Source organism: Streptomyces sp. SS7, from assembly GCF_037993025.1.
GTDB lineage: Bacteria > Actinomycetota > Actinomycetes > Streptomycetales > Streptomycetaceae > Streptomyces.
Genome location: NZ_CP141223.1, coordinates 8,209,529 through 8,231,335, shown reverse-complemented (window position 1 = coordinate 8,231,335; position 21,807 = coordinate 8,209,529). Strand labels below are relative to the sequence as shown.

Genomic DNA, 21,807 nt, shown 5'->3' with positions numbered 1-21,807 from the left:
GCGGGGGGTGGGCTTTCCGTGTGTCAGGCCTTCTTGCGGGCGAGTTCCTCGTAGAAGTGGAGCAGTTCCAGGTTGTCGATGGAGCCCGGGTTGACCGCCTTCTCCAAGGGGGTGCCCTGGAGAAGGCGCTTGACGGGGACCTCTATGCGCTTGCCGGTGAGGGTGTGCGGGACCCCGGGCACCTCGATCACCTCGTCGGGGACATGGCGCGGCGACAGCTGCTCGCGGATGGCCTGCTTGATCCGGCCGAGCAGGGCGTCGTCGAGGACGGCCCCGGGGGCCAGATGCACGAACAGCGGCATCCAGTAGCCGCCGTCGGGCTGTTCGATGCCGATGACCAGGGATTCCTTGATCTCGGGCAGCCGCTCCACGACCTCGTAGATGTCGGCGGAGCCCATACGGACGCCCTGGCGGTTGAGCGTGGAGTCGGAACGGCCGTGGATCACGACCGAGCCGCGTGAGGTGACGGTGATCCAGTCTCCGTGGCGCCAGACGCCGGGGTAGGTGTCGAAGTAGCTGTCGTGGTAGCGGCTGCCGTCGGGATCGTTCCAGAAGTGCACCGGCATGGACGGCATGGGGTTGGTGACCACGAGCTCGCCGACCTCGTCGACGACGGGGTGGCCGTTCGGGTCCCACGCCTGGAGATCGGTGCCGAGTCCGGGCGCCTGGAGCTCTCCGGTGTACACGGGCAGGGTCGGTACGGCGCCGGCGAAGCAGGAGCACACATCGGTGCCGCCGCTGACGGAGGCGATCCAGAGATCCTCGCGGACCTCGTCGTGCAGCCAGCGGAAGCCGTCCGGCGGGAGCGGGGAGCCGGTGGTGGCCACGCACCGTATGCGGGAGAGGTCGAAGTCGCGGGCGGGGTGCACCTCCGCCTTGCGGCAGGCCATGACGTAGGCCGCCGAGGTGCCGTACAGGGTGGCGCCCGTGCGTTCGGCGACGCGCCACTGGGCGCCGGTGTCCGGGTATCCGGGGCTGCCGTCGTAGAGGACGACGGTCGTGCCCGTGAGGAGGCCGGAGACGAGGAAGTTCCACATCATCCAGCCGGTCGAGGTGTACCAGAAGAAACGATCCTCGGGGCCGAGGTCGCAGTGCAGGCCGAGCTGTTTGAGGTGCTCGACCAGGATGCCGCCCTGGGATTGGACGATGGCCTTGGGCAGGCCGGTCGTACCGGAGGAGTAGAGGACCCACAGGGGATGGGCGAAGGGGACCTGCGCGAAGACGGGTTCGTCGTCGCCGGCCGTGAGCGCCGCCCACTCCAGGGCTCCCTCGGGGGCCTCGCTGCCGAGGAGCGGGACGTGGACGACCGCGCGCAGGGTGGGCAGCTCGCGACACAGCTCCGCGACGGCGTCGCGGCGGTCGTGCTCCTTGCCGCCGTAGCGGTAGCCGTCGACGGTGAACAGCACGACGGGTTCGACCTGCTGGAAGCGGTCGAGGACGCTGCGGGCGCCGAAGTCGGGGGCGCAGGAGGTCCAGACCCCGCCCACGGCGGCGGTGGCGAGGAGGGCGACGACGGCCTGCGGGATGTTCGGGAGGTAGCCGCTGACCCGGTCCCCCGGGCGCACGCCCAGGTCGCGCAGCCGGGCGGCCAGCGCGCCGACCTGGCGGCGCAGCTCCGACCAGGTCACCGGCTGGGGTTCGTGGGACTCGTCGACATACAGCAGGGCCGGTTCGTCCGGGCGGGTGACGGCCGCGCGCAGGGCGTGCTCGGCGTAGTTCAGTGTGGCACCGGGGAACCACGCGGCACCGGGCATGGAGCGGTCGCCCAGCACGCGCGCGTAGGGCGTGGAGAACCGTACGTCGAACCACTGCGTGACGGCGGCCCAGAACGACTCCAGTTCGTCCACGGACCAGCGGTGCAGCGCCGGGTACCCGCCGTCCGCGGGGGCTCCGTGGTGCTCGGCCGCCCAGGCCTGGAACCTGGTGACCTGGGCCTTCGCGATGCGCTGGGGATCTGGCCGCCAGAGCGGCTCGGGGTTCACGGTCGACATGGGGGCGGCTCCGGGACTGTGGCGCGTCGTATGCGTCTCCGCGCACGTGCGGGGTTGTGCGCGTGACGCGGCTGACAGGGACGATGCCATGTGATCGACTTCTGCACCAGGGTGTGCCCCACACAGTCCCTGTCGTGAAGATCTGGTCCCGGCATGGGTGAACGGCAGTTGAACGACACGCGCGTGTGGAGCGGTCAGTGGCAGGGTGAACAGCATGGACGGTCGTGACCTGGTGCGTTCGATGAAGACGGTGTACTCCGCCGGGGCGGCCAGGGGGCTGCGTACCGTGCGGGCCGCCTGGCGCCGGAGGCGCGCCGACGCCACCGGGTTGCCGGCGCGGGGTGTCGAGCGTGCCCGGGTGCCGGGGCCGGTGCTGGACGTGGAACCGGGGCCGGGTGGCGGCACGATCCGGTTCAGCCGCTCGGACCTGCGGATCTTCGTGGCGGTGAACGGGGCGGTCTTCTGGGGCTGGGACGGGGCCGAGCCGGAGCCGTCGTACGCGCTGGCCGGGCGGTGCCCGGAGCCCGATCCCCGGGCGGTGCTGGAGCCGGACAAGGACGGCGGCTGGCGGGTGGTGGCCGAGCGGGTGACCGTGGTGGTCTCGCGGCACGGGGCGGTCGAGGTGTGCACCCCGGGCGGGGTGACGTTGCGGCGTGATCTGCCGCCGCGCTGGTGGGAGCCGCGCGACGGTGGTCCGGCGCGCTGGATGCAGCGGTCGGAGGTGGCGGCGGACGCGCGTTTCTTCGGGCTCGGCGGGCGGGCGTCGGGGCCCCGGCTGCGGGGCGGGACGTACCGGCTGTGGAACACGGATCCCGGACACGCGTTCGACCGGGAGGACGATCCGCTGTATCTGACGATGCCGGTGCAGCTGGTGGTGTCCGACGCGGCCACGCATCTGGTGTTCCACGACACCTCCTGGGACGGCACGGTGACCTTGAAGGAGGGCGAGGAGGGGGCCGGTTCGGGGCACGACCGGCCGGGTTCGAGCGAGCTGCGGATGGACGGCGGGCCGTTGCGGTGCTGGGTCGTGGTGGGCACCCCCGCGCGCGTGCTGCTCGTGTGGGCCTCGCTCACGGGGGCTCCGGCGCTGCCTCCCGCATGGGCGCTGGGCCACCATCACGCGCGCTGGGGCTTCGGCACCGAACAGGAGGTGCGGCGGATCGTGGCGGGCTATCACGAGCACGGTCTGCCGCTGGACGCCGTCCATCTCGACATCGACCACTTCGACGAGCACCGGGTGTTCACCGTCGACCAGGACCGCTTCCCCAAGCTGCCGGTGCTCGCCGAGGAGCTGCGGCGGGACGGCATCCGGCTGGTCTCGATCGTCAACCCCGCGGTCCGGGCCGAGCCGGGCAACGCCGTCTACGACAGCGGGCTCGCCGAGGACGCGTTCGTGAAGGACGCCGCTGGGCGGCTCGTCGAGGGCGTGGCATGGGCGGGTGAGGCGGTGTTCCCCGACTTCACGCACGCGCGTGTACGGCGCTGGTGGGGAGAGCTGTACGCGGAGCGCGTCGGGCAGGGGTTCGCCGGTTTCTGGCACGACATGAACGAACCGACGTCGTTCACGGCCTTCGGCGAGCCGACGCTCCCCCGGTCCGCCCGTCACGCGCTGGACGGGCGGGACGGCGACCACCGGGAGGCCCACAACGTCTACGCCCTGTGCATGGCCAGGGCGGCCTACGAAGGGCTGCGGGAGCTGCTGCCCGAGGAGCGGCCGTTCGTGTTCTCCCGCTCCGGCTGGGCGGGCCTGCAGCGTTACGGCGGGACCTGGTCGGGGGACGTGGCCACGGGCTGGCCCGGGCTGCGGGCGTCGCTGGCGCTGGTGATGGGGCTCGGGCTGTGCGGGGTCCCGTACTCCGGGCCGGACGTGGGCGGCTTCGACGGGAGTCCGTCGCCCGAGCTGTATCTGCGGTGGTTCCAGCTGGGCGCCTACCTGCCGCTGTTCCGGACGCACGCGAGCCTGCGGGCGGGGCGCCGTGAGCCGTGGGAGTTCGGTCCGCAGGTGCTGGAGCACACGCGTGTGGCGCTCGTCGAACGCCGGCGGCTGCTGCCGTACTTCATGACGCTGGCACATCTGGCGCGGCGTACCGGGGCGCCGTATGTGCGCCCGGTGTGGTGGGGCGCGCCCGAGGACCGGGCGCTGCGGGACTGCGAGGACGCCTTTCTGCTGGGTGACAGCCTGCTCGTGGCGCCGGTGCTGGCTCCCGGGGTCGAGCGGCGTGCGGTGCAGCTGCCGAGGGGGCTCTGGTACGACACGGCGACCGGGCGGCGGCACCGGGGGCCGGGGCAGGTCCTCGTGGACGCGCCGCTGTCGGGGATCCCGGTGTTCGCGCGCGCGGGTGCCGTCATACCGGTGCGCGGGGACGACGGAGGGCTGGAGCTGGAGGTGTGGACACCGGCCCGGGGGCGGACCGGTGGAGGTTTGGTGGTGCGGGAGACGGGCGACGGCTGGGACGAGCCCGAGATCGAGCGGTACGTCGCCCGGTGGGAGGGCCGGCAGGTCGTCGTCGAGCGTGAGGGCGAGGACGGCCTGCGGGAGCCGTCCCATCCCGTCCGGGTGCGCGGGCTCGGTTAGCGCCGGCGCGTCGAGCGGTCGGGCGGTCGGGCGGTCGGGCGGTCGGGCGGTCGGGCGGTCGGCTCAGATGTAGCGGCCCTCGAAGAACGCGCGTACCGCGTGCGTGTGCAGGGGGAAGGCGAGTTCCTCGGGTCCGCGCAGGACGTGCCAGCCCTCCGTCTCGTCGGTGGCCGCCGACTCCGGGAGGCGGTCGGCGGGGCGCTCCGGGAGGAGCCCGAACAGCAGCAGGTGGCCGTCGGGCGAGCTCATGGCGTCGGCGAGGCGGACGTCGCGGCTCGCGGCGTCGATGCCGGTCTCCTCGCGGAGTTCGCGGACAACGGCCTGCCGCCAGTCCTCGCGGTGGTCGATGAAGCCGCCGGGCAGGGCGACGCCCCCGCGCGCGGGGGCGATGGTTCGGGTGATGACGACCAGGCCGGTACCCGCCGTGTCGTAGACGGGCTGGAGGGCTACGGCCACCGGCAGCGGGTTGCGGTAGGCGACGGCGGCGCAGGCCGGGCAGGCGCGGGGCCAGCCGGTGACGCCCTCCCCGTAGGGCGCTCCGCAGCTCGAACAGTGGGAGTCGCGTGCGGAGTTCGCATGGGAGTGCAGAGATTCGGACACGCGGCGGAGCGTATCCGATCTTGGGGAGGGCGTCGTGCGCGTGCGGCTCGGTGCACGGGGTGAGGGATGCGGCGGAGCCGTCGAGGAGCGTCGCGTCACGTCGTCTCCCTGCCCATTTGCCGGTGCGCGTGCCACACTCCTGACGTTTCGTCAGGTCTGGTACGGAGGAGGCGCGTTGTCACGTACACGCACACCTGTGGTGGCCGGGTGGTTCACCGGGGACGGGGAGGACTTCAGACTGCTCGGCACGCGCTGCTCGACGTGCTGGTCGGTCTTCTTCCCGCGTGAGGACACGCACTGCCGCAATCCGGGGTGCAGGGGCGGAGAACTGGAGGAGGTCCCGCTGTCACGGCGGGGACGTGTCTGGTCGTACACGGACAGCCGCTACCGCCCTCCGTCACCCTATGTGACCGATCCGGAACTTCCGTGGGAGCCGTACGCGTTGATCGCTGTGGCGCTGGAGTCCGAGCGGATCGTGGTGCTGGGACAGGCGGTTCCCGGTGTCACCGTCGCGGATCTGGCGGTGGGCATGGAGGTGGAGGTCGTCCCCGGCGTGCTGAGCGAGGACGCGGAGACGACCTGGACGACGTGGCAGTGGCGGCCGACGGGGGTGGCGGGATGACGGCAGAGGTGGCGGTCCTCGGCGCGGGGATGCATCCGTGGGGCAAGTGGGGGCGCGGCTTCGTGGAGTACGGCGTGGCGGCCGCGCGGGCGGCCCTGGCCGATGCCGGTCTGGACTGGCGCGACGTCGGCGCGGTCGTCGGCGCGGACACGGTGCGTGGTGGCTACCCGGGCTATGTGGCGGGGGCGACGTTCGCCAAGGCCCTGGGCTGGCAGGGCGCGCGCGTGACGAGTGTGTACGCGGCGTGCGCGTCGGGGGCGCAGGCGATCGACACGGCGCGGGCGCGGATCCTCGCGGGTCTGACGGACGTGGCGCTCGTGGTGGGGGCCGACGCGGCGCCGAAGGGCTTCTTCCGGCCCGCGGGCGGGGACCGGCCCGACGACCCGGACTGGCTGCGGTTCCGGGTCCTCGGCGCCACGAATCCGACGTATTTCGGGCTGTACGCGCGCCGCCGCATGGCGGTGCACGGGGACACCCCGGAGGACTTCGCCCAAGTGAAGGTGAAGAATTCCGCCATGGGGGCGCTCAACCCGCGTGCGCGCTACCGCAAGCGGGTCACCGCCGAGGAGGTCGCCGCCTCGCCGGTGGTCGCCGATCCGCTGCGGCTGCTGGACATCTGCGCGACCTCGGACGGCGGCGCTGCCCTGGTCCTGTCGAGCATGGAGTTCGCGCGCCGGCACGGTGTGGCGGAGCCGGTGCGGATCCGGGCCGTGTCCACCGTGACGCCCCGTTATCCCAGCGCCGTACTGGATCTGCCGGACATCGCGACCGACTCAGCGGTCGCGGTGGAGCCCCCGGACGAGCCGTTCCGGGCGTCGATCGCCCGCGCGGCCTACGAGGAGGCGGGCATCGGGCCCGAGGATCTGTCGCTGGCGGAGGTCTACGATCTGTCCACCGCTCTGGAGTTGCAGTGGTACGAGGATCTCGGCCTCTGCGGCGAGGGCGAGGGCGCCAAGCTGCTGCGGGAGGGCGCGACGGCGCCGGGCGGTCGCATACCGGTGAACACCAGCGGGGGGCTGGCCTCCTTCGGGGAGGCGGTGCCGGCGCAGGCGATCGCCCAGGTGTGCGAGCTGACCTGGCAGTTGCGGGGGCAGGCGGGAGAGCGTCAGATCCCGCACGCGCGCGTGGGCGTCACGGCCAACCAGGGGCTGTTCGGCCACGGGTCCGCGGTGCTCGCCGTGCGGTGAGGGGCGGTCCGGGCCGGGGCATCCGACGCGGGCACGGCGACGGCCGGGTGCGGCCCGTCGGCGCGTGCCGGCGAGGTGCCGGCCGATCGGGAGGGGCTGGATCCGCCGATGTGGCCGAGGAAGGCTCCGTGGACGAAGTGGTGGCCAACCATTGCCGTCCGCCTCCTTGACGCTCCCCGGGCGCCGGTGAACACTTCCCGGTGTCAGCCGACATCGCCGTACATTCTCGGCGTATCCAGGCACACGCCACGCGGGACGTCCTGCACCGCGGCCCCCTCCCTCAGGGCGATTCGGCTCCGACGGCACGCTCGTCACGGACGCCGGGCGGGGCGCGGGAAATCCCTGCCATGGCCGAAGCACCCACGCGCACCGCACCCTCCACAGTGCACCGGGGCCAGATCGCCCCGGCCCGGGCCCAGGAGCCGCCATGAGCAACGGAGACATATTCGTCGGCGAGGTCATCGGAACCGCGATCCTCATCCTCTTCGGCGCGGGAGTCTGCGCCGCCGTCACCCTGAGGTACTCCAAGGCGCGGGCGTCGGGGTGGGTGGTGATCGCCTTCGGCTGGGGGTTCGGCGTGCTGGCGGGGGCGTACACGGCCGCGCCGCTCTCGGGCGGTCAGCTCAATCCGGCCGTGACCCTCGGCATCGCCGTCGACACGGGCAAGTGGGGCAAGGTCTGGCTCTATCTGCTGGGCCAGCTGGTCGGGGCGATGCTCGGTGCCGTCCTGGCGTATCTCGTGTATCTCGCGCAGTTCCAGGCCAACGTACGGCAGCCGGGCGCCGACGGCGACGCGGCCGAGGAGCCGACGCCGACGCTGGGCATCTTCTCCACCATCCCGGAGATCCGGAATCCCGTGGCCAACCTGATCACGGAGATCATCGCGACGATGGCGCTCGTCCTGCCCGTCCTGGCCTTCGGTCTGACGAAAGGTCTGGGCGAGTCGGGCACGCTCGTGCTGATCGTGTCGCTGCTCGTCGTCGGCATCGGGCTCTCCCTGGGCGGGCCGACCGGCTATGCCATCAACCCGGCGCGCGACCTCGGTCCGCGGATCGTGCACACCTTGCTGCCGATCCCGAACAAGGGCACCTCGGACTGGGGCTACGCCTGGATCCCGGTCGTCGGCCCGCTGGTCGGCGGAGTGCTCGCGGGACTCCTCTACCACCTGGCCTTCTGAGCCGTGGCGCGACGGCCCGGACCCCGGTCGGCGGGGGTGCGGGCCGTACGGGGCTCAGGTGGTGACGGTCTGACGGCGCTCGGTGCCGTAGTCCATCGCGTGCTGGACGACTCCGACCAGGACGTCCCTGACCGAGCGCCGGTCGCGCGCGTCGCACAGGATCACCGGGATGTCGTCGTCGAGGTCGAGGGCCCCGCGGACGTCTGCCACGGGGTAACGGTCGGCTCCCTCGAAGCAGTTGACGCCGATGAGGAAGGGGATGCCGCGCCGCTCGAAGTAGTCGACGGCGGCGAAGCAGTCCTCCAGGCGGCGGGTGTCGGCGAGCACGACGGCTCCGAGCGCGCCCTCGGAGAGCTCGTCCCACATGAACCAGAACCGCTCCTGGCCGGGTGTGCCGAACAGGTACAGCACCAGGTCCTCGCGCAGGGTGATCCGCCCGAAGTCCATGGCGACGGTGGTGGTGTGCTTGCGCTCGACGCCCGTGAGATCGTCGATCGGCCGGCCGGCCTCGGTGAGGTACTCCTCGGTGCGCAGTGGCCTGATCTCGCTGACGGCGCCGACGAGGGTGGTCTTGCCCACCCCGAAACCGCCGGCGACCAGGATCTTGAGCGTGACGGGCTCGACCGGGGGCTTGCCGCGCTCAGGACGCCCGAGGATCATCGTTCACTTCTCCTGCTTGGTGGTGTGACTGGGGTGTGGGGCGGTGGGCCGTAGCCTCCGCCGCCGGGGGTCTCGACGACGAGTACATCACCGGGGCCGACGTCCGTGGAACCGCTCCCGCCGAGCCGGACGACCGTGCCGTCGGCGCGTTCCACCCGGTTGGCGCCCGGCGCACCGGGCGCCCCTCCGGCCATACCGTACGGGGGAATCCTGCGGTGTTGGGAGAGGGTGGAGACCGTCATGCGTTCCCGGAAGCGGATTCGGCGGACGGCGCCGTCCCCGCCGTGCCATCGTCCGGCCCCGCCGCTGCCGTGCCGCACGGCGAACTCCTCCAGTTGTACCGGAAGACGCCACTCCAGCACCTCGGGATCGGTCAGCCGGGAGTTGGTCATGTGGGTCTGGACGACGGCGGCGCCGTGGAAGCCGTCGCCCGCGCCGGACCCGGAGGCCACGGTCTCGTAGTACTGGTGGTGTGCGTTGCCGAAGGTGACGTTGTTCATGGTGCCGGAGCCCTCGGCCTGGACGCCCAGGGCCGCGTAGAGGGCGCCGGTGATCGCCTGGGACGTCTCCACGTTGCCCGCGACGACCGCGGCGGGGGGGGCGGGGGCGAGCAGGGAGCCGTGCGGCACGACGATCCGCAGGGGGCGCAGACAGCCGTCGTTGAGGGGGATGTCGTCGGCGACCAGCGTGCGGAACACGTACAGGACGGCCGCGTTGACGACCGCGTACGGGGCGTTGAAGTTGGTGGCGAGCTGGGGCGAGGTCCCGGTGAAGTCGACGGTCGCGGAGCGGTTCTCGCGGTCCACGCGTACGCGTACCCGGATGACGGCGCCCGAGTCGGTCTCGTAGGTGTACGCGCCGTCGTCGAGGGCGTCGATGACGCGCCGTACCGCTTCCTCGGCGTTGTCCTGCACGTGACGCATGTAGGCCTGGACGACGTCGAGCCCGAAGTCCTCGATCATCCGGGCGACTTCTTCGACGCCCTTGCGGTTGGCGGCGATCTGGGCGCGCAGGTCGGCGAGGTTGGTCGTGGGGTTGCGGGAGGGGTGGGCAGCACCGGTGAGCAGGCGGAGGGTCTCCTTCTCGCGGAAGTGTCCGTGCTCGGCGAGCAGCCAGTTGTCGAAGAGGACTCCTTCCTCGTCGATGGTGCGGCTGTCGGCGGGCATGGAGCCGGGGGCGATGCCGCCGATCTCGGCGTGATGGCCCCGGGAGGCCACGTAGAAGAGGATCTCGGGGTCACTCTCCGTGTCGCCGCTGCGGGGCGTGTCGAAGACCGGGGTGATCACGGTGACGTCGGGCAGGTGGGTGCCGCCGTGGTACGGGTCGTTGACCGCGTAGGCGTCCCCGGGCCGCATCCCCGCCCCGCGGCGCCGGATGACCTCTTTGACGCTGGTGCCCATCGAGCCCAGGTGGACGGGGATGTGCGGCGCGTTGGCCACCAGGTTTCCGTCCGGGTCGAAGAGGGCGCAGGAGAAGTCGAGGCGTTCCTTGATGTTGACGGACTGGGCCGTGGACTCCAGGCGGGCGCCCATCTGCTCGGCGATGGACATGAACAGGTTGTTGAAGACCTCGAGCAGCACCGGATCCACGTGTGTAGCGAGTCGGGAACTCTGTGTGACCGCCGTGCGTTCCATGACCAGATGCCCGTCGTGGGTCGGCGCCGCCTCCCAGCCGTCGTCGACCACGGTCGTGGCGCCGGCCTCGGTGATGATCGCGGGGCCGGTGACGGGCTCGCCGGGAGGAAGGTCCTCGCGGCGGTGCAGGGGTACGTCGCGCCAGGCGCCGCCGGTGTGGAGGCGGACGGTCCGGGGCGTGGCGGTGCGGCCCTCGTACGGGGCGAGGGCGGACAGATCGGGGGGTTGTGTGATGCCGGTCGCTTCCACGGAGAGCGCTTCGACGACGATCGGGCGGTCGAGCGTGAAGGAGTACGTGGCGCGATGACGTTCCTCGAAGGCGTGTGTCATCGCGGCGGGTTCGGTGAGTTCGACGGTGAGGGTGGTGTCGGTGCCGTCGTAGCGCAGCTGTGCGCGGCGGGTGACGCGGACACGGTCGTCGGGGACGTCCTCGGCGCGCAGTTCGGCGCGGGCCGCCGCTTCGAGGGCGTCGGCGGTCTCGCGGATGCCGGGCATGGCACCGGCTTCGAGCCGTGCCTCGACGGACTGTTCGCGCATGGCGGTGGTGTCGGCGAGGCCGATACCGAGCGCGGACAGCACTCCGGCCATGGGGGGCACCAGGACGGTGCGGATGCCGAGCGAATCGGCGACCCGGCAGGCGTGCTGGCCCCCCGCGCCACCGAAGGTCGTCAGGGCGTAGCGGGTGACGTCGTGGCCCTTCTGTACGGAGATCCGCTTCACGGCGTTGGCGATGTCGGCCACTGCGATCCGGAGGAATCCCTCGGCGACCTGTTCGGGGGTGCGGTCGTCGCCGGTGATCTGGTGGATCTCGCGGGCGAGGGCGGTGAAGCGGTCGCGGACCAGAGCGGCGTCCAGGGGCTGGTCGCCGTCGGGGCCGAACACCGCGGGGAAGTGGGCGGGCTGGATCCGGCCGAGCATCACGTTGGCGTCGGTGACGGCGAGCGGGCCGCCCGCGCGGTAGCAGGCCGGGCCCGGGTCCGCGCCCGCGGAGTCAGGTCCCACGCGGTAGCGGGAGCCGTCGAAGCGCAGGACGGAACCGCCGCCCGCGGCGACGGTGTGGATGTCCAGCATGGGGGCGCGCAGCCGGACGCCGGCCAGCTGTGTGGTGAAGACGCGTTCGTACTCCCCCGCGAAGTGGGAGACGTCGGTGGAGGTGCCGCCCATGTCGAAGCCGATGACGCGGTCGAAGCCGGCGAGCTGGGACATGCGGGCCATGCCGACGATGCCGCCGGCCGGTCCGGACAGGACGGCGTCCTTGCCCCGGAACTGGTGGGCCTCGGCGAGCCCGCCGTTGGACTGCATGAACATCAGCCGGACGTCGCGCAGCGCGTCGGCGACCCGGTGGACGTACCGGCGCAGGACGGGCGAGAGGTAGGCGTCGACGACGGTGGTGTCCCCGCGCGGGACGAGTTTCATGAGAGGGCTGACCTCGCTCGACAGCGAGATCTGCGGGAAGCCGATGCGGGCGGCCAGGCGTCCTACGGCCCGCTCGTGCTCGGGGTGGAGATGACTGTGCATGCAGACGACGGCGACGGCCCGGATCCCGTCGTCGTACGCCTCGCGCAGGGCGTCGGCGAGGGAGTCCAGGTCGGGCGCGCGCAGCACGGTGCCGTCGGCCGCGATGCGCTCGTCCACCTCCACGACCCGTTCATGGAGCAGTTCGGGGAGCTCGATCCGGCGGGCGAAGATCTGCGGGCGGTTCTGGTAGGCGATCCGCAGGGCGTCGCGGAATCCGCGGGTGATGACGAGCAGCGTGCGTTCGCCCGTGCGTTCCAGCAGGGCGTTGGTGGCGACCGTCGTGCCCATGCGGACGGACTCGACGGGGTCGTCCGAGTCCGCCAGCAGGGCGCGGACCCCGGCGACGGCCGCGTCGGGGTAGCGCGCCGGGTTCTCCGACAGCAGTTTGTGCGTCAGCAGCCGGCCGTCCGGGCGGCGCGCGACGACGTCGGTGAAGGTTCCGCCCCGGTCCACCCAGAACTGCCAGCCGCTCACGTCCTCACCTCGCTTCCGCGCTGCTCACAGCGCTCGGAGGCCGTTGATCACGTCACGCAGAATACTCACGTCCACCAGCTCGGCCGGCGGTACGGGCCGGTTCACATGGACGTACTCCGTGTCCACGAGGTCCCCGACGAGGACCCGGACCACGCCGATGGGCAGGTCGAGCTCCGCGGACAGCTCGGCGACCGACTGCGGCGCCCCCCGGCACAGGTCCACGATGTGCACGTGTTCCGGGGACAGCGAGGGGTCGGCCTCCGCCTCGTCGGCGTGCGGCTCGGCGACGACCAGTGCGATCAGATCGAGACGGTGCTGGACCGCACTGGTGGTGCGGCCCCGTGTCATGGCATAGGGACGGACGACCGGACCGGCCTCGTCGTCGAACCAGTGGCTGCTTCCCTGACCGTCTGTGCTCATGCCATCCCACTACCCGCCCGAGGACAGATCGGTGCGCGGGGCGGTGCCCAGATGGACGCCGACCCGCTTGACGAGCAGGGTCATCTCGTACGCCACCTGGCCCACGTCCGAGTCGGCGTCCGCGAGGACGGCGAGGCAGCTGCCGTCCCCGGCGGCGGTGACGAACAGGAAGGCCTCGTCGAGCTCGACGACGGTCTGGCGGACGTCGCCGGCCTCGAAGTGGCGGCCCACGCCCTTGGCGAGGCTGTGGAATCCGGACGCGACGGCGGCCAGGTGCTCGCTGTCCTCCCGGGTGAGGTCCCTGGACGCGCCGGTCGCCAGACCGTCGCCGGAGAGCACGACGGCCTTGCGGATGCTGGCTACCCGGTCGACGAGTTCGTCGAGGAGCCAGTTCAGTTCGCCGTTGTTGCTCATGTGGCCGGTCGCCTGCGGTGCGGTCATCGACCGTCCCCCTTTGTCGTTCGTTGTGGTGCTGTGCCGCTGTGGGTCTCGTCGCCCGCGGCGTTCTCCGCGCGGCCGCGCTGCCAGCCGCGCTGGAGCGAGGCCATCCGGCTGCGTACTTCGTCGGCGTCCCGCTCCTCGATGTCGGACCGGTTCGTCGTCGTGCGCGGCGCGGGTCCCTGCCTGAGTTGCGGGGCCAGGTTCGCCTGCCGTACCCGGCGGGGCAGTGCCGTGGGTGCGGAGCCGGCGTCATGAGGCCGGTTGCCGAGGGTGCGGTCCTGCGGACCGGTGCCCTGACCGCTTTCCAGCGTGCGCTCCACCGGGCCGTCCGTGCCACTCAGGCGCGGGTCGGGCAGCTGGTGCGCGGGGGCGGCCGGGCCGTTCTGGCCGCCGGACGTCGCCTGGCGGGTGCGCTGCGGGAGGGCGGGGGGCTGCGACGTTCCTTCGGTGCCGTGTCCGTTGCGGAGCGGCGGGGGCTCGGTCGCGCCGGTGCTCCGCGGGATCTGTGCCCCGCTGCCCCGGCGGCGCGAGGGCAGCGGCGCCGGCCCGTCGGTATCCGCGCGGTGGGGCGGGGTGCGGTGGGCCGACTCCTGGCCCGTCTCCGGGTGCGGGGCGCGCGGGTCGCCGACCGGGCGGCCGTGCGAGCTGACCAGCTTGGGCGTCCGGCGGTCGGGCAGCGGGAGCAGGGCGGCCGGGGTGTCGGTGCCGTGGTCCGGCTCGCGGGGCTCGGTCAGCCTGCGGTGCTGGTCGACGGAGGTGACGACGGGGTCGGCCTCGGGGCCGGTCAGGGAGCTGCGGGGGCGGAACAGGACACCGCTGTCGTCCTCGTCGGCCAGGGCGGGCGGGAAGCCGCCGAGGGCGTCGAGGCCGACGGGGGCCTCCAGCTCGACGGGGCCGTCCAGCACGGGCAGGCCGGGGAGCTGCGCGGACGCGGAGAGCTCGGGCCGGTGGGTCTCGGCGGACTCGGCGGCCTTCGGGGCCCGGGGACGGTCGAGGCGGAAGCCGATGCCGTTGGTGTCGGGGACGTCGTCGGTCAGCAGGGTGTCGGGGATGAAGACGACGGCGGTGGTACCGCCGTAGGGAGAGGGCTGGAGGGAGACCCGGACGTTCTGGCGCTGGGCGAGGCGGCTGACGACGAACAGTCCGAGGCGGTCGGTGTCGGACAGCTCGAACTCCGGGGTCTCCGCGAGGCGGAGGTTGGCCTCCAGGAGCGCCTCGGGTGCCATGCCGAGGCCACGGTCGTGGATCTCCAGGGTGAACCCGTTGGCGACCCGCTCGCCCAGGACCTGGACGGCGGTGTGCGGCGGGGCGAACACCGTGGCGTTCTCGAGGAGTTCGGCCACGAGGTGGGTGAGGTCGGCGACGGCGGGGCCGGTGACGGCGAGGCGCGGCAGCCGGCGGACCTCGATGCGCTCGTAGTCCTCGACCTCGGCGACGGCGGCACGCACGATGTCCATGAGCTGGACGGGCTTGCGCCACTGCCGGGAGGGGGCCGCGCCGGAGAGGATCACCAGGCCCTCGGCGTGGCGGCGCATGCGGGTGGTGAGGTGGTCGAGCCGGAAGAGGTCGGCGAGTTCCTCGGCGTCCTCGGTGCGGCGCTCCATGGTGTCGAGCAGGGTGAGCTGCTTGTGCAGCAGGACCTGGCTGCGGCGGGCGAGGTTGACGAAGACCTCGGAGACTCCGGCGCGCAGCTCGGCCTGTTTCACGGCGGCCTCGACCGCCGCGCGCTGCAGGGTGTTGAGGGCCTGGCCGACCTCGCCCATCTCGTTCTTGTCGTACTCCAGCAGCGGCACCTCGGTCTCCACGTCGACCTGTTCGCCCGCGGAGAGGCGGCGCATCACGCTGGGCAGCCGCACACCGGACGCCTCGTGGGCCTCCACCCGCAGCTGGCGCAGGTCGCGGATGAGGCCGCGTCCGATGCGCACGGACAGCACGAGGGAGACGATCAGGGCGACGAGTCCGAAGACACCGGCGAAGGCCGCCTTGACGATGACCTCGATGGCGACGGGCCGGACGCGGTCCTGGTAGCGGTCGTTGGCCTGTTCGTCGAGGGTGCCCAGCTCCTTGAGGACGTCTCCGGCGGCGGTGTCCCACTTCCTGGCGCTGACGCCCTTGGGCGGGTCGCCGGGGCCGGAGGTGACGACGGACTGCTCGGCGGAGCGCAGGGCGGCGGTGGTGGCGTTCTTCCAGAAGCTCTCGTAGCGGTCGCGTTCCGCGGTGGGCAGCTGGGCGAGGCTGATGTCGTAGACGACGTCGCGCTGGGAGCGGAAGTCGGAGACGTCGCGGATCTCGTCGCGGGTGAGGCGGCCGGCGACCAGGGCGGAGCCGAGCAGGGCGTCCTCGCGGGAGAGCAGCTCGCGGGCGAGGGCGACGCTGACGAGCGCGCGGTACTGCTTGTCCATCTCCACGCTGTCGACGACGTCCAGCTTGGCCAGGAGGGCGTAGCAGGGGTCGATGAGCTGGTTGTAGAGGTCCAGCGCCTGGGCCCGGGTGACGGTGCCCTCCTCGACGCTGCCGCGCAGGGAGTCAAGCCCGTCGAAGGCGTCGAGGACCGCGGTCAGGCCTTCGGAGTCGTCGGGGTCCAGGACGTCACGGACCTCCGAGTTCCCGGGCGTTGCGGCGGATCTCGGCGAGCGCCTCGTCGGTGGCGGTCCTGGTGCGGCGGAGCGCGGAGAGCGCGTCGGAGGCACGGGGGTCGGCGAGGTAGACGAGGGTCTGGCGGCGTTCCTGCTGAACGACGCGGACCGTGTCCTCGATCGGGTAGCCGACCTTCTCCACGAGGGACGACACGGTGAACAGACGGCTCGCCTCACGGCCCGTCAGTACCGTGGCGAAGCCCCAGATCGCGGTCAGGGACACCAGCGGCACGAGAAGCAGCGCCACGATCTTCCGGCGGATCGACTTCCCGCGAAAGCGCATGGCCTCCCCCAGCTCGAACCCCCTCCGTCAGGGGGTACGCATGTGCGTCAACAAACGGCGCGAGCCTACTACCGACGCACGGTTAACTCGAAGAGCGGTCCGGAAGCCGAACTTCCGTACCGGAGCCCGGACATGGGGAATTGTCCGGGCAATACGGGGGATTGCGACCCCGAAACCCGCCTTCACAAGAAGACCGGATCCGATCGGCCCCGTCTGCGACTTGGCCAGAATTTTTCGGAACTGGGGAATCTTCGCGGCCTCTCGTGCGTCTTCATCATTGGGAATCGGGGGCGAAATCGGCCACAGGAGCCGCAGGCAGTCTCTCGTCGGCGTAAAACAGAGCAAGCCGGGCAGCCACAGGGGAGCCGGGTCTTCGACCCGGAGGTGAGCGGTCTGCCGGCGGTGGGGAGTGACACGGTGATGGGCACGGCGGAGCGGAGCAGAGCAGCCGAAGGCGATGCGGCGACCACGACACAACAGCGGGCGTCCTACCGGCCGTTGTGGGTCGAGGAGCCCGCGCGGCGGCGTCGGCTCCCGGACCCGGTACGGACCGCGGCCGTGCGCGCGGTCCTGATCATCTCCCTGACGCTGCTTCAGGCCATGGTGGCATTGCTGTGCACCCTCGCCGAGTCCTGGCTGGCCTTCCCGATGGTGATCAGCAGTGTGGTCAGCACCGTGGTGGCCACCTGGTCCGTGCTGGACGTCTGGGTGACCCGTCAGGTGTGGAACCAGCGCAACGGCGTGGTGTCGGCGCCGAACAGCACGGCCCGCTCGCTGCGCCGTGAGCGCCGCCGGGCACGCCGTCAGGCCCGGGCCGCGGAGCGGGCACAGGAGCGGATACGCCGTCAGGGCGGCGCGGGGCAGCTGTCGCACCCCTGAGATCCGTCCCCAGAGCCCTGAGGCCGGTCATCTGCGCGCCGACCGCCCCGCGTCCCCTACGGGGCGCTGGTGGTCGCGCGCCTGTACATCCGGGTCGCGGTGATCTCGCTGTGCACGGCCTCACCCGCCTGGGGCGGCTGGGGCAGGCCCGGGCGCAGGTGTTCCTCGACGCTGATGTACTTCAGGCCGGCCCTGAGGTCGGCGTCGTTGCGCAGCCGGATGACGAGCGGGAACTCGGCCAGCGCCGTCGTGTCGAACAGGCCGGTGGTGTAGAGCAGCTGGACTCCGAGCGCGTCCGACACGGCCCGCTGGAGTTCCAGCAAGTAGGTCGCGTTGGCCCGGCCGATGGGGTTGTCGAGGAACAGTGTGCCGGCGTGCCGGTGCTTGTCCCGGCCCCGGTCGTTGGAGCGCAGGGCCGCCATCGTGCAGTACAGGGCGATGGCGGCGGTGAGCAGCTGGCCGCCCGAGAACACGTCTCCCATCTGCCCGACGGGAACCCGCTCGGCGCGCAGCACGGCGTCCGGCTTGAGGATCTCGACGGCGACGCCCTTGGGCTGGAGTGCGGCGCCCACCCCGCGCAGCAGCAGTGACATGCCGTCACGCCGCAGGTCGGAGTTCTTCTTGACGGCCGCCCGGGTGGCGTCGTCGATGACCTCGCCGAGCCGCTCGGTGAGCGAGGCCTGGTCGGGCTCCTCGAAACGGATGCGCAGGAACTCCTGGCCGGACCACTCCCCCAGCCCCTCGGGCAGGCGCGACAGCCGCTGGGCCGAGCGCAGCGTGGCAAGAGCCGACTCGACGAGTCCGCGCAGCCGGTCCACGATCGAGTCCCGGTTGCGTTCCAGCTGCTGCAACTCGTCGGTGAGCACCCGGAGCCGGGGGGCGAAGGCGTCGGCCCAGCGCTGCGCGTGCTCCGGCAGCGCGGAGGCGGGCAGCTCGCGGATCTGCTGCCGGGCGGGCGTACGGACCTGCTCGTAGCGCGTGGAGTTGGCGTGCCGGACGAGCACGTCACTTGCCTCGCGCACGGCGGACTCGGCGGCGGAGAGGTCGGCGGCGCAGCCGCGCAGCGAGCGGCGCGTCTCGGCGGCCGACTGGCGGGCCTCCTCCAGCGTCCCCGGATAGGGCTCCGGGGCCTCCTGCTCCTCCTCGGCGTGCTCACGGGTCTGCTCACGCATCAGGTCGCGGAGCATCGCGGCGATCTCGTCGAAGCCGCCGGCCGCGTCCTCGGCGGCCCGGTGCGCGTCGAGCAGTTCGGCGTGCGCCGCGCGGGCCTGCTCCAACGCCTCGACCCGGGACGCGAGTTCGGCCGTCGCGGTGCGCAGCAGGGCCTGGGCGTGCTCGGCGTCGCGCGGCTGGAGCTCCTCGGACAGCTCGGTGTGGGCCTCGCCGTCCTCGGGAGCGTGCCGTTCGGCCTCGCCGCGCAGCCGCCCGAGCTGCTCGCTGGCGGTGGACATCCGGGTCTCCAGGAGCTGGACCAGCTCCTCGGCGCGGGCGGCGGCGGCCTGCCGGGACGGCCCGTCGGAACCGTCGGGCGACTGCAGGAGCTGCTCGGCACGGGTGCGGACCTTGTTGCTCAGCCGGTCCAGTTCGGCGCGGGCGGCGCTCTCGTCGCTCTCCGCGCGCGCCTGTTCGGCCCGCAGGTCGGCGCCGACGCCCACCTTCTCGTAGACCTGGGAGGCGGCCCGGTAGGCCTCGCGCAGGGCCGGCAGGGAGGACGCGGGCGCGTCGGCGTCGTCCTGCGGTACGTCGTCGGGGGCGCCGGCGATCTCGGCGCGCTCGGCGCGCAGCGCACGCGCGGTGCGGCGGGCGTCGTCGGCGGCGCGCTGTGCGGCGCGGCGGTCCTCGTCGGCGGCACGGGCGCGTTCCAGACAGGCCTGGGCCCGCGCCTCCGACTCGGTGGCCTCGTCGGCGAGTTCACGCAGCTTGACCTGCCAGCCGGCGCGCTCGCGCAGCCGGAAGGCGAGCCCGGCGAGGGCGTCGGCGGCGCGCCGGGCCTTCTGGGCGGCCTCCTGCTTCTCGTCGCGGACCTGGGCGGCCTCGGCCGCGGCCTCCTCCGCCTCGGCGCGCACGGCGCGGGCCTCGGCGAGTTCGGCCTCGGACTCCTCGGCGAAGGCGCGCGCATCGGCGGCGGCCCGGTCGAGTTCGGCGAGCCGTCCCGCGGGGCAGCCGGTGCGCCAGGAGGCGAGGCGGGCCGACAGTTCCCGGTCCTTGCCGAGTCGTGCGGCGAGCCGGCGGATGTCCTCGTCCCGCTCGGTGGCCCGCGCGCGCAGCGCCTGGCGTTCCTCGTCGGCGGCGTGCTCGTCGTGCATGGCCGGGTTCGGCGGGACGAGGAAGACGTCACCGCTGTGCGTGTCGGCGGCCGGGGTCGGTGCGAGCAGCGCGGCGGCCGTGCCGACCGCCACGGCGGAGCGCGGCAGCAGTGCGGCGTCGCCGAGGGCGTCCCGCGCGCGGGCGTGCGAGGCGGGGTCGGTGATGATCACACCGTCGACGAGTTCGGGGCGGGCGGCGAGCACACGCGCGTGGTCGGCGGGGTCGACAGCCTGGGCGAGGTAGCGCCAGCCGGGCAGCGCCGGGATGCCGTGCTCGCCGAGGAACTCGACGGTGGCCAGCACATCGGGGCCCGGCGGCAGCAGCCCGCCGTCACCGAGCGCGCCGAGGATGCGCGCGTCGTCGGCCGCTGCGGTGCGCAGGTCGAAGAGCTGGCGTTCGGCGGAGGAGACGGCGTCGTCGAGCAGGGCGCGCAGGTCGTCGGCACAGCGGTCGAGGTCCTCGGGGGTGAGGGGGGCGCCGTCGGCCGGGGCCGCGTCCTCGTCCGTGTCCTGCCGCGGCTGGGGAATGGGGCCGCGGACGGTGCCGCCGGTCAGGCCGAGCAGTTCGGCGAGCCGTGCCTCGGCGGCCAGGGTCTCGGCGAGCCGGCGTTCGGCCTCGTAGGTGCGCTGGGCGGCCGCGGCCGCGTCGGCCGCACGGGCCGCGGTGAGCTCGGCACGGGACTCGGCGGAGGCGGCCTCGCGGGCGTGCTCTCCGGCCCGCCGGGAGGCCTCCCGGACCGTGTCCCAGGCGGCCACGGCGGTCTTCTCGGCGTCGCTGGCGGCGAGGGCCGCGCGGGCGGGGTCGGCGTCGGGCGCGCTGTCGTCCAGCCAGCCTGCGCGGACGGCCTCGGCTGTCTCCTGCTCCACCTCGGCCAGTCGCTGGCGCAGATGCCCGATCTCGCTGCGGGCGCGCTGCGCCTCGGTCGCGGCGGAGGTGGCGTCCCGGTGGGCGGTCTCGCCGACCTCCTGGAGGGCGGCCGAGCGTTCCTCCCCCTCGTTGGCGAGGGCTTCCGCGCTCTCGGCGGCCGTGTGCAGGGCGCGGACGAGGTCGACGGCGGCCCTGGCGCGGGCGGCGAGGGCCGGGGCGGCGTCGCGCTCGGCCTCCTGGATCGCGGCGGACACGCGAGCGACGCGGTCCGCGGCGGCCCGGTGGCGCAGGACGGCCTCGGCGGCCTGCCAGGCGGAGTGCAGGGTGCGCGCGTCGGCGAGTTCGCGCTTCTGGGCGGCGGCGGACTTCTCGGCGGCGGCGAGGGCCAGCGAGGCGTGCCGGAAGGCGAGCTCGGCTGCGATCAGCGCGCTGCGCTCGCGGCCCCCCTCGGAGTGGGTGACGGTGTAGGCGGCGGCCGTGACGCGCTGGGCGAGGTCGGCGGCGCGCAGCCGCTCCTGTACGCCGCGCGCGGACAGCCGGCGCGCCAGGGTGCGGGTACGGCGCTCGGCGCCCGTGTGGATGTCACGCGCGCGTGAGCGGCCTTCCGCGGCCTCCACGATCCGGCCGAGCAGATCCACCGAGCCTGCGGTGAAGTCACGTTCGGCGATCAGCTCGGCGCGTCGGCCGAGCTTGTTGCCGAAGCCGCTGACGAGGTCGGCGAGTCCGTCGGTGTCGCGGGTGTCCGTGACCGCGCGCAGCAGCAGATCGGTGAAGTCGGCGTCCTTCTTGACCGCGAAGAGGCCGGCGGCCTCGCCCTCGTCGGCGTTCATCTCCCGCTGGTAGCGGAAGAGTTCGGGGTCGAGGCCGAGTTCGGTGAGGTGGTCGACCCACCGGTCGTGGATCTCCTCCCAGTGGACCTCCAGGTGCGGGTACGCCTTGCCCGACTCGGTGAGGGCGTCCCGGAACCCCTTCATGGTGCGCCGTCGCCCCTGGGCCCCGGAGGCGCCCTCGACGGGCGGGCGTACGGCGGTGGATTCGGCGACGGGGAGGTTGTCCAGGCTGAGCCCGGGGCCGGGCCGGAAGGAGTACCAGGCCTCGGCGAACTTCCGCGGGTCGCTGGAGACCTGCCGGCCCCGCCACTCGCTCGCCTTGCCGACGACGACGCACTCGCCGGTGAGGACGTGCTGCCACTCGAGGGCCACGTGCCCGCAGTCGTCGGCGAGCAGGAACTTGCGCAGCACGCCGGAGCTGGCGCCGCCGAGGGTGTTGCGGTGGCCCGGCAGCATCACCGAGAAGATCAGCTTGAGCAGGACGGACTTGCCGCCGCCGTTCTCCAGGAAGAGCACGCCGGCGGGCGCGGGCCGGCGCGGCGGGCCGACGGGCTCCTCCTCGAAGAACTCCGCCTGCGTGGGGGCGGGGTCGGGCACGACGTCACCGACGCCCCGCAGGTCAAGCACGGTGTCGGCATAGCGCGCACCGGCGGGCCCGATGGAGTAGAGGCGGACCCGGGACAGCTCGTACATGGCGGACTCTCGT

General features: G+C 73.0%; 11 protein-coding genes and 2 pseudogenes. 5 read left to right on the top strand and 8 right to left on the bottom strand.

The window, feature by feature from the left end; all coding sequences use genetic code 11:
* Positions 1 to 23: 23 nt before the first annotated feature.
* On the bottom strand, positions 24 to 1,991 hold the full coding sequence (locus tag U5640_RS37820; RefSeq protein ID WP_340383332.1) for an acetoacetate--CoA ligase: 1,968 nt from the start codon (positions 1,989 to 1,991) through the stop codon (positions 24 to 26).
* Between the two features lie 214 nt (positions 1,992 to 2,205).
* Here U5640_RS37820 and U5640_RS37815 point away from each other — a divergent pair, with 214 nt between their 5' ends.
* Positions 2,206 to 4,566, top strand: a complete 2,361-nt coding sequence (locus U5640_RS37815) for a TIM-barrel domain-containing protein (RefSeq protein ID WP_340383330.1) — start codon at positions 2,206 to 2,208, stop codon at positions 4,564 to 4,566.
* 63 nt (positions 4,567 to 4,629) lie between these two features.
* On the opposite strand, the gene U5640_RS37810 is transcribed toward U5640_RS37815, so the two are convergent.
* Positions 4,630 to 5,166, bottom strand: coding sequence for an NUDIX domain-containing protein (locus U5640_RS37810; protein ID WP_340383328.1), 537 nt, complete (start codon positions 5,164 to 5,166; stop codon positions 4,630 to 4,632).
* A 196-nt stretch (positions 5,167 to 5,362) separates the two neighbouring features.
* Between U5640_RS37810 and U5640_RS37805 the strand changes: the two genes are divergently transcribed.
* From U5640_RS37805 to U5640_RS37795, 3 genes are all read left to right on the top strand, one after another.
* Positions 5,363 to 5,788 carry a zinc ribbon domain-containing protein gene (locus U5640_RS37805; protein ID WP_340385567.1) on the top strand — a complete coding sequence of 142 codons (426 nt, stop codon included), beginning with the start codon at positions 5,363 to 5,365 and terminating at the stop codon, positions 5,786 to 5,788.
* On the top strand, positions 5,785 to 6,975 hold the full coding sequence (locus tag U5640_RS37800) for a lipid-transfer protein (RefSeq protein ID WP_340383326.1): 1,191 nt from the start codon (positions 5,785 to 5,787) through the stop codon (positions 6,973 to 6,975). Before U5640_RS37805 ends, U5640_RS37800 begins: the two co-directional genes overlap by 4 nt.
* A 427-nt stretch (positions 6,976 to 7,402) precedes the next feature.
* On the top strand, positions 7,403 to 8,152 hold the full coding sequence (locus U5640_RS37795) for an MIP/aquaporin family protein (RefSeq protein ID WP_340383324.1): 750 nt from the start codon (positions 7,403 to 7,405) through the stop codon (positions 8,150 to 8,152).
* A gap of 54 nt (positions 8,153 to 8,206) precedes the next feature.
* On the opposite strand, the gene U5640_RS37790 is transcribed toward U5640_RS37795, so the two are convergent.
* The 5 genes and pseudogenes from U5640_RS37790 to U5640_RS37770 all read right to left on the bottom strand — a co-directional run bounded on the left by U5640_RS37790 (position 8,207) and on the right by U5640_RS37770 (position 16,218).
* Positions 8,207 to 8,812 (bottom strand): ATP/GTP-binding protein, encoded by a 606-nt coding sequence (locus U5640_RS37790; RefSeq protein WP_340383322.1) that lies wholly within the window; start codon positions 8,810 to 8,812, stop codon positions 8,207 to 8,209.
* A pseudogene (locus tag U5640_RS37785) lies at positions 8,793 to 12,438 on the bottom strand (hydantoinase B/oxoprolinase family protein). Before U5640_RS37785 ends, U5640_RS37790 begins: the two are co-directional and overlap by 20 nt.
* A gap of 24 nt (positions 12,439 to 12,462) precedes the next feature.
* Positions 12,463 to 12,858, bottom strand: coding sequence for a DUF742 domain-containing protein (locus U5640_RS37780; protein WP_340383320.1), 396 nt, complete (start codon positions 12,856 to 12,858; stop codon positions 12,463 to 12,465).
* A gap of 9 nt (positions 12,859 to 12,867) precedes the next feature.
* Entirely contained in the window at positions 12,868 to 13,299 is a 432-nt protein-coding gene (locus U5640_RS37775; RefSeq protein WP_340383318.1) for a roadblock/LC7 domain-containing protein, read from the bottom strand.
* Positions 13,296 to 16,218 (bottom strand): annotated as a pseudogene (locus U5640_RS37770) (nitrate- and nitrite sensing domain-containing protein). Before U5640_RS37770 ends, U5640_RS37775 begins: the two are co-directional and overlap by 4 nt.
* A gap of 420 nt (positions 16,219 to 16,638) precedes the next feature.
* Between U5640_RS37770 and U5640_RS37765 the strand changes: the two are divergent.
* Positions 16,639 to 17,097, top strand: coding sequence for a hypothetical protein (locus tag U5640_RS37765; RefSeq protein WP_340385565.1), 459 nt, complete (start codon positions 16,639 to 16,641; stop codon positions 17,095 to 17,097).
* A 56-nt stretch (positions 17,098 to 17,153) separates the two neighbouring features.
* Here the strand turns inward: U5640_RS37765 and U5640_RS37760 are convergent, their stop codons facing one another.
* Positions 17,154 to 21,794: a hypothetical protein gene (locus U5640_RS37760; RefSeq protein WP_340383316.1), complete on the bottom strand. Its 4,641-nt coding sequence runs from the start codon at positions 21,792 to 21,794 to the stop codon at positions 17,154 to 17,156.
* Positions 21,795 to 21,807: the final 13 nt, after the last annotated feature.

Excerpts from the sequence above, each read along its gene's own strand:
- U5640_RS37815 (WP_340383330.1), top strand. The coding sequence starts at position 2,206 with ATGGACGGTCGTGACCTGGTGCGTTCGATGAAGACGGTGTACTCCGCC.
- U5640_RS37820 (WP_340383332.1), bottom strand. The coding sequence starts at position 1,991 with ATGTCGACCGTGAACCCCGAGCCGCTCTGGCGGCCAGATCCCCAGCGC.
- U5640_RS37765 (WP_340385565.1), top strand. The coding sequence starts at position 16,639 with ATGGGCACGGCGGAGCGGAGCAGAGCAGCCGAAGGCGATGCGGCGACC.
- U5640_RS37780 (WP_340383320.1), bottom strand. The coding sequence starts at position 12,858 with ATGAGCACAGACGGTCAGGGAAGCAGCCACTGGTTCGACGACGAGGCC.
- U5640_RS37795 (WP_340383324.1), top strand. The coding sequence starts at position 7,403 with ATGAGCAACGGAGACATATTCGTCGGCGAGGTCATCGGAACCGCGATC.
- U5640_RS37775 (WP_340383318.1), bottom strand. The coding sequence starts at position 13,299 with ATGACCGCACCGCAGGCGACCGGCCACATGAGCAACAACGGCGAACTG.
- U5640_RS37760 (WP_340383316.1), bottom strand. The coding sequence starts at position 21,794 with ATGTACGAGCTGTCCCGGGTCCGCCTCTACTCCATCGGGCCCGCCGGT.
- U5640_RS37790 (WP_340383322.1), bottom strand. The coding sequence starts at position 8,812 with ATGATCCTCGGGCGTCCTGAGCGCGGCAAGCCCCCGGTCGAGCCCGTC.
- U5640_RS37800 (WP_340383326.1), top strand. The coding sequence starts at position 5,785 with ATGACGGCAGAGGTGGCGGTCCTCGGCGCGGGGATGCATCCGTGGGGC.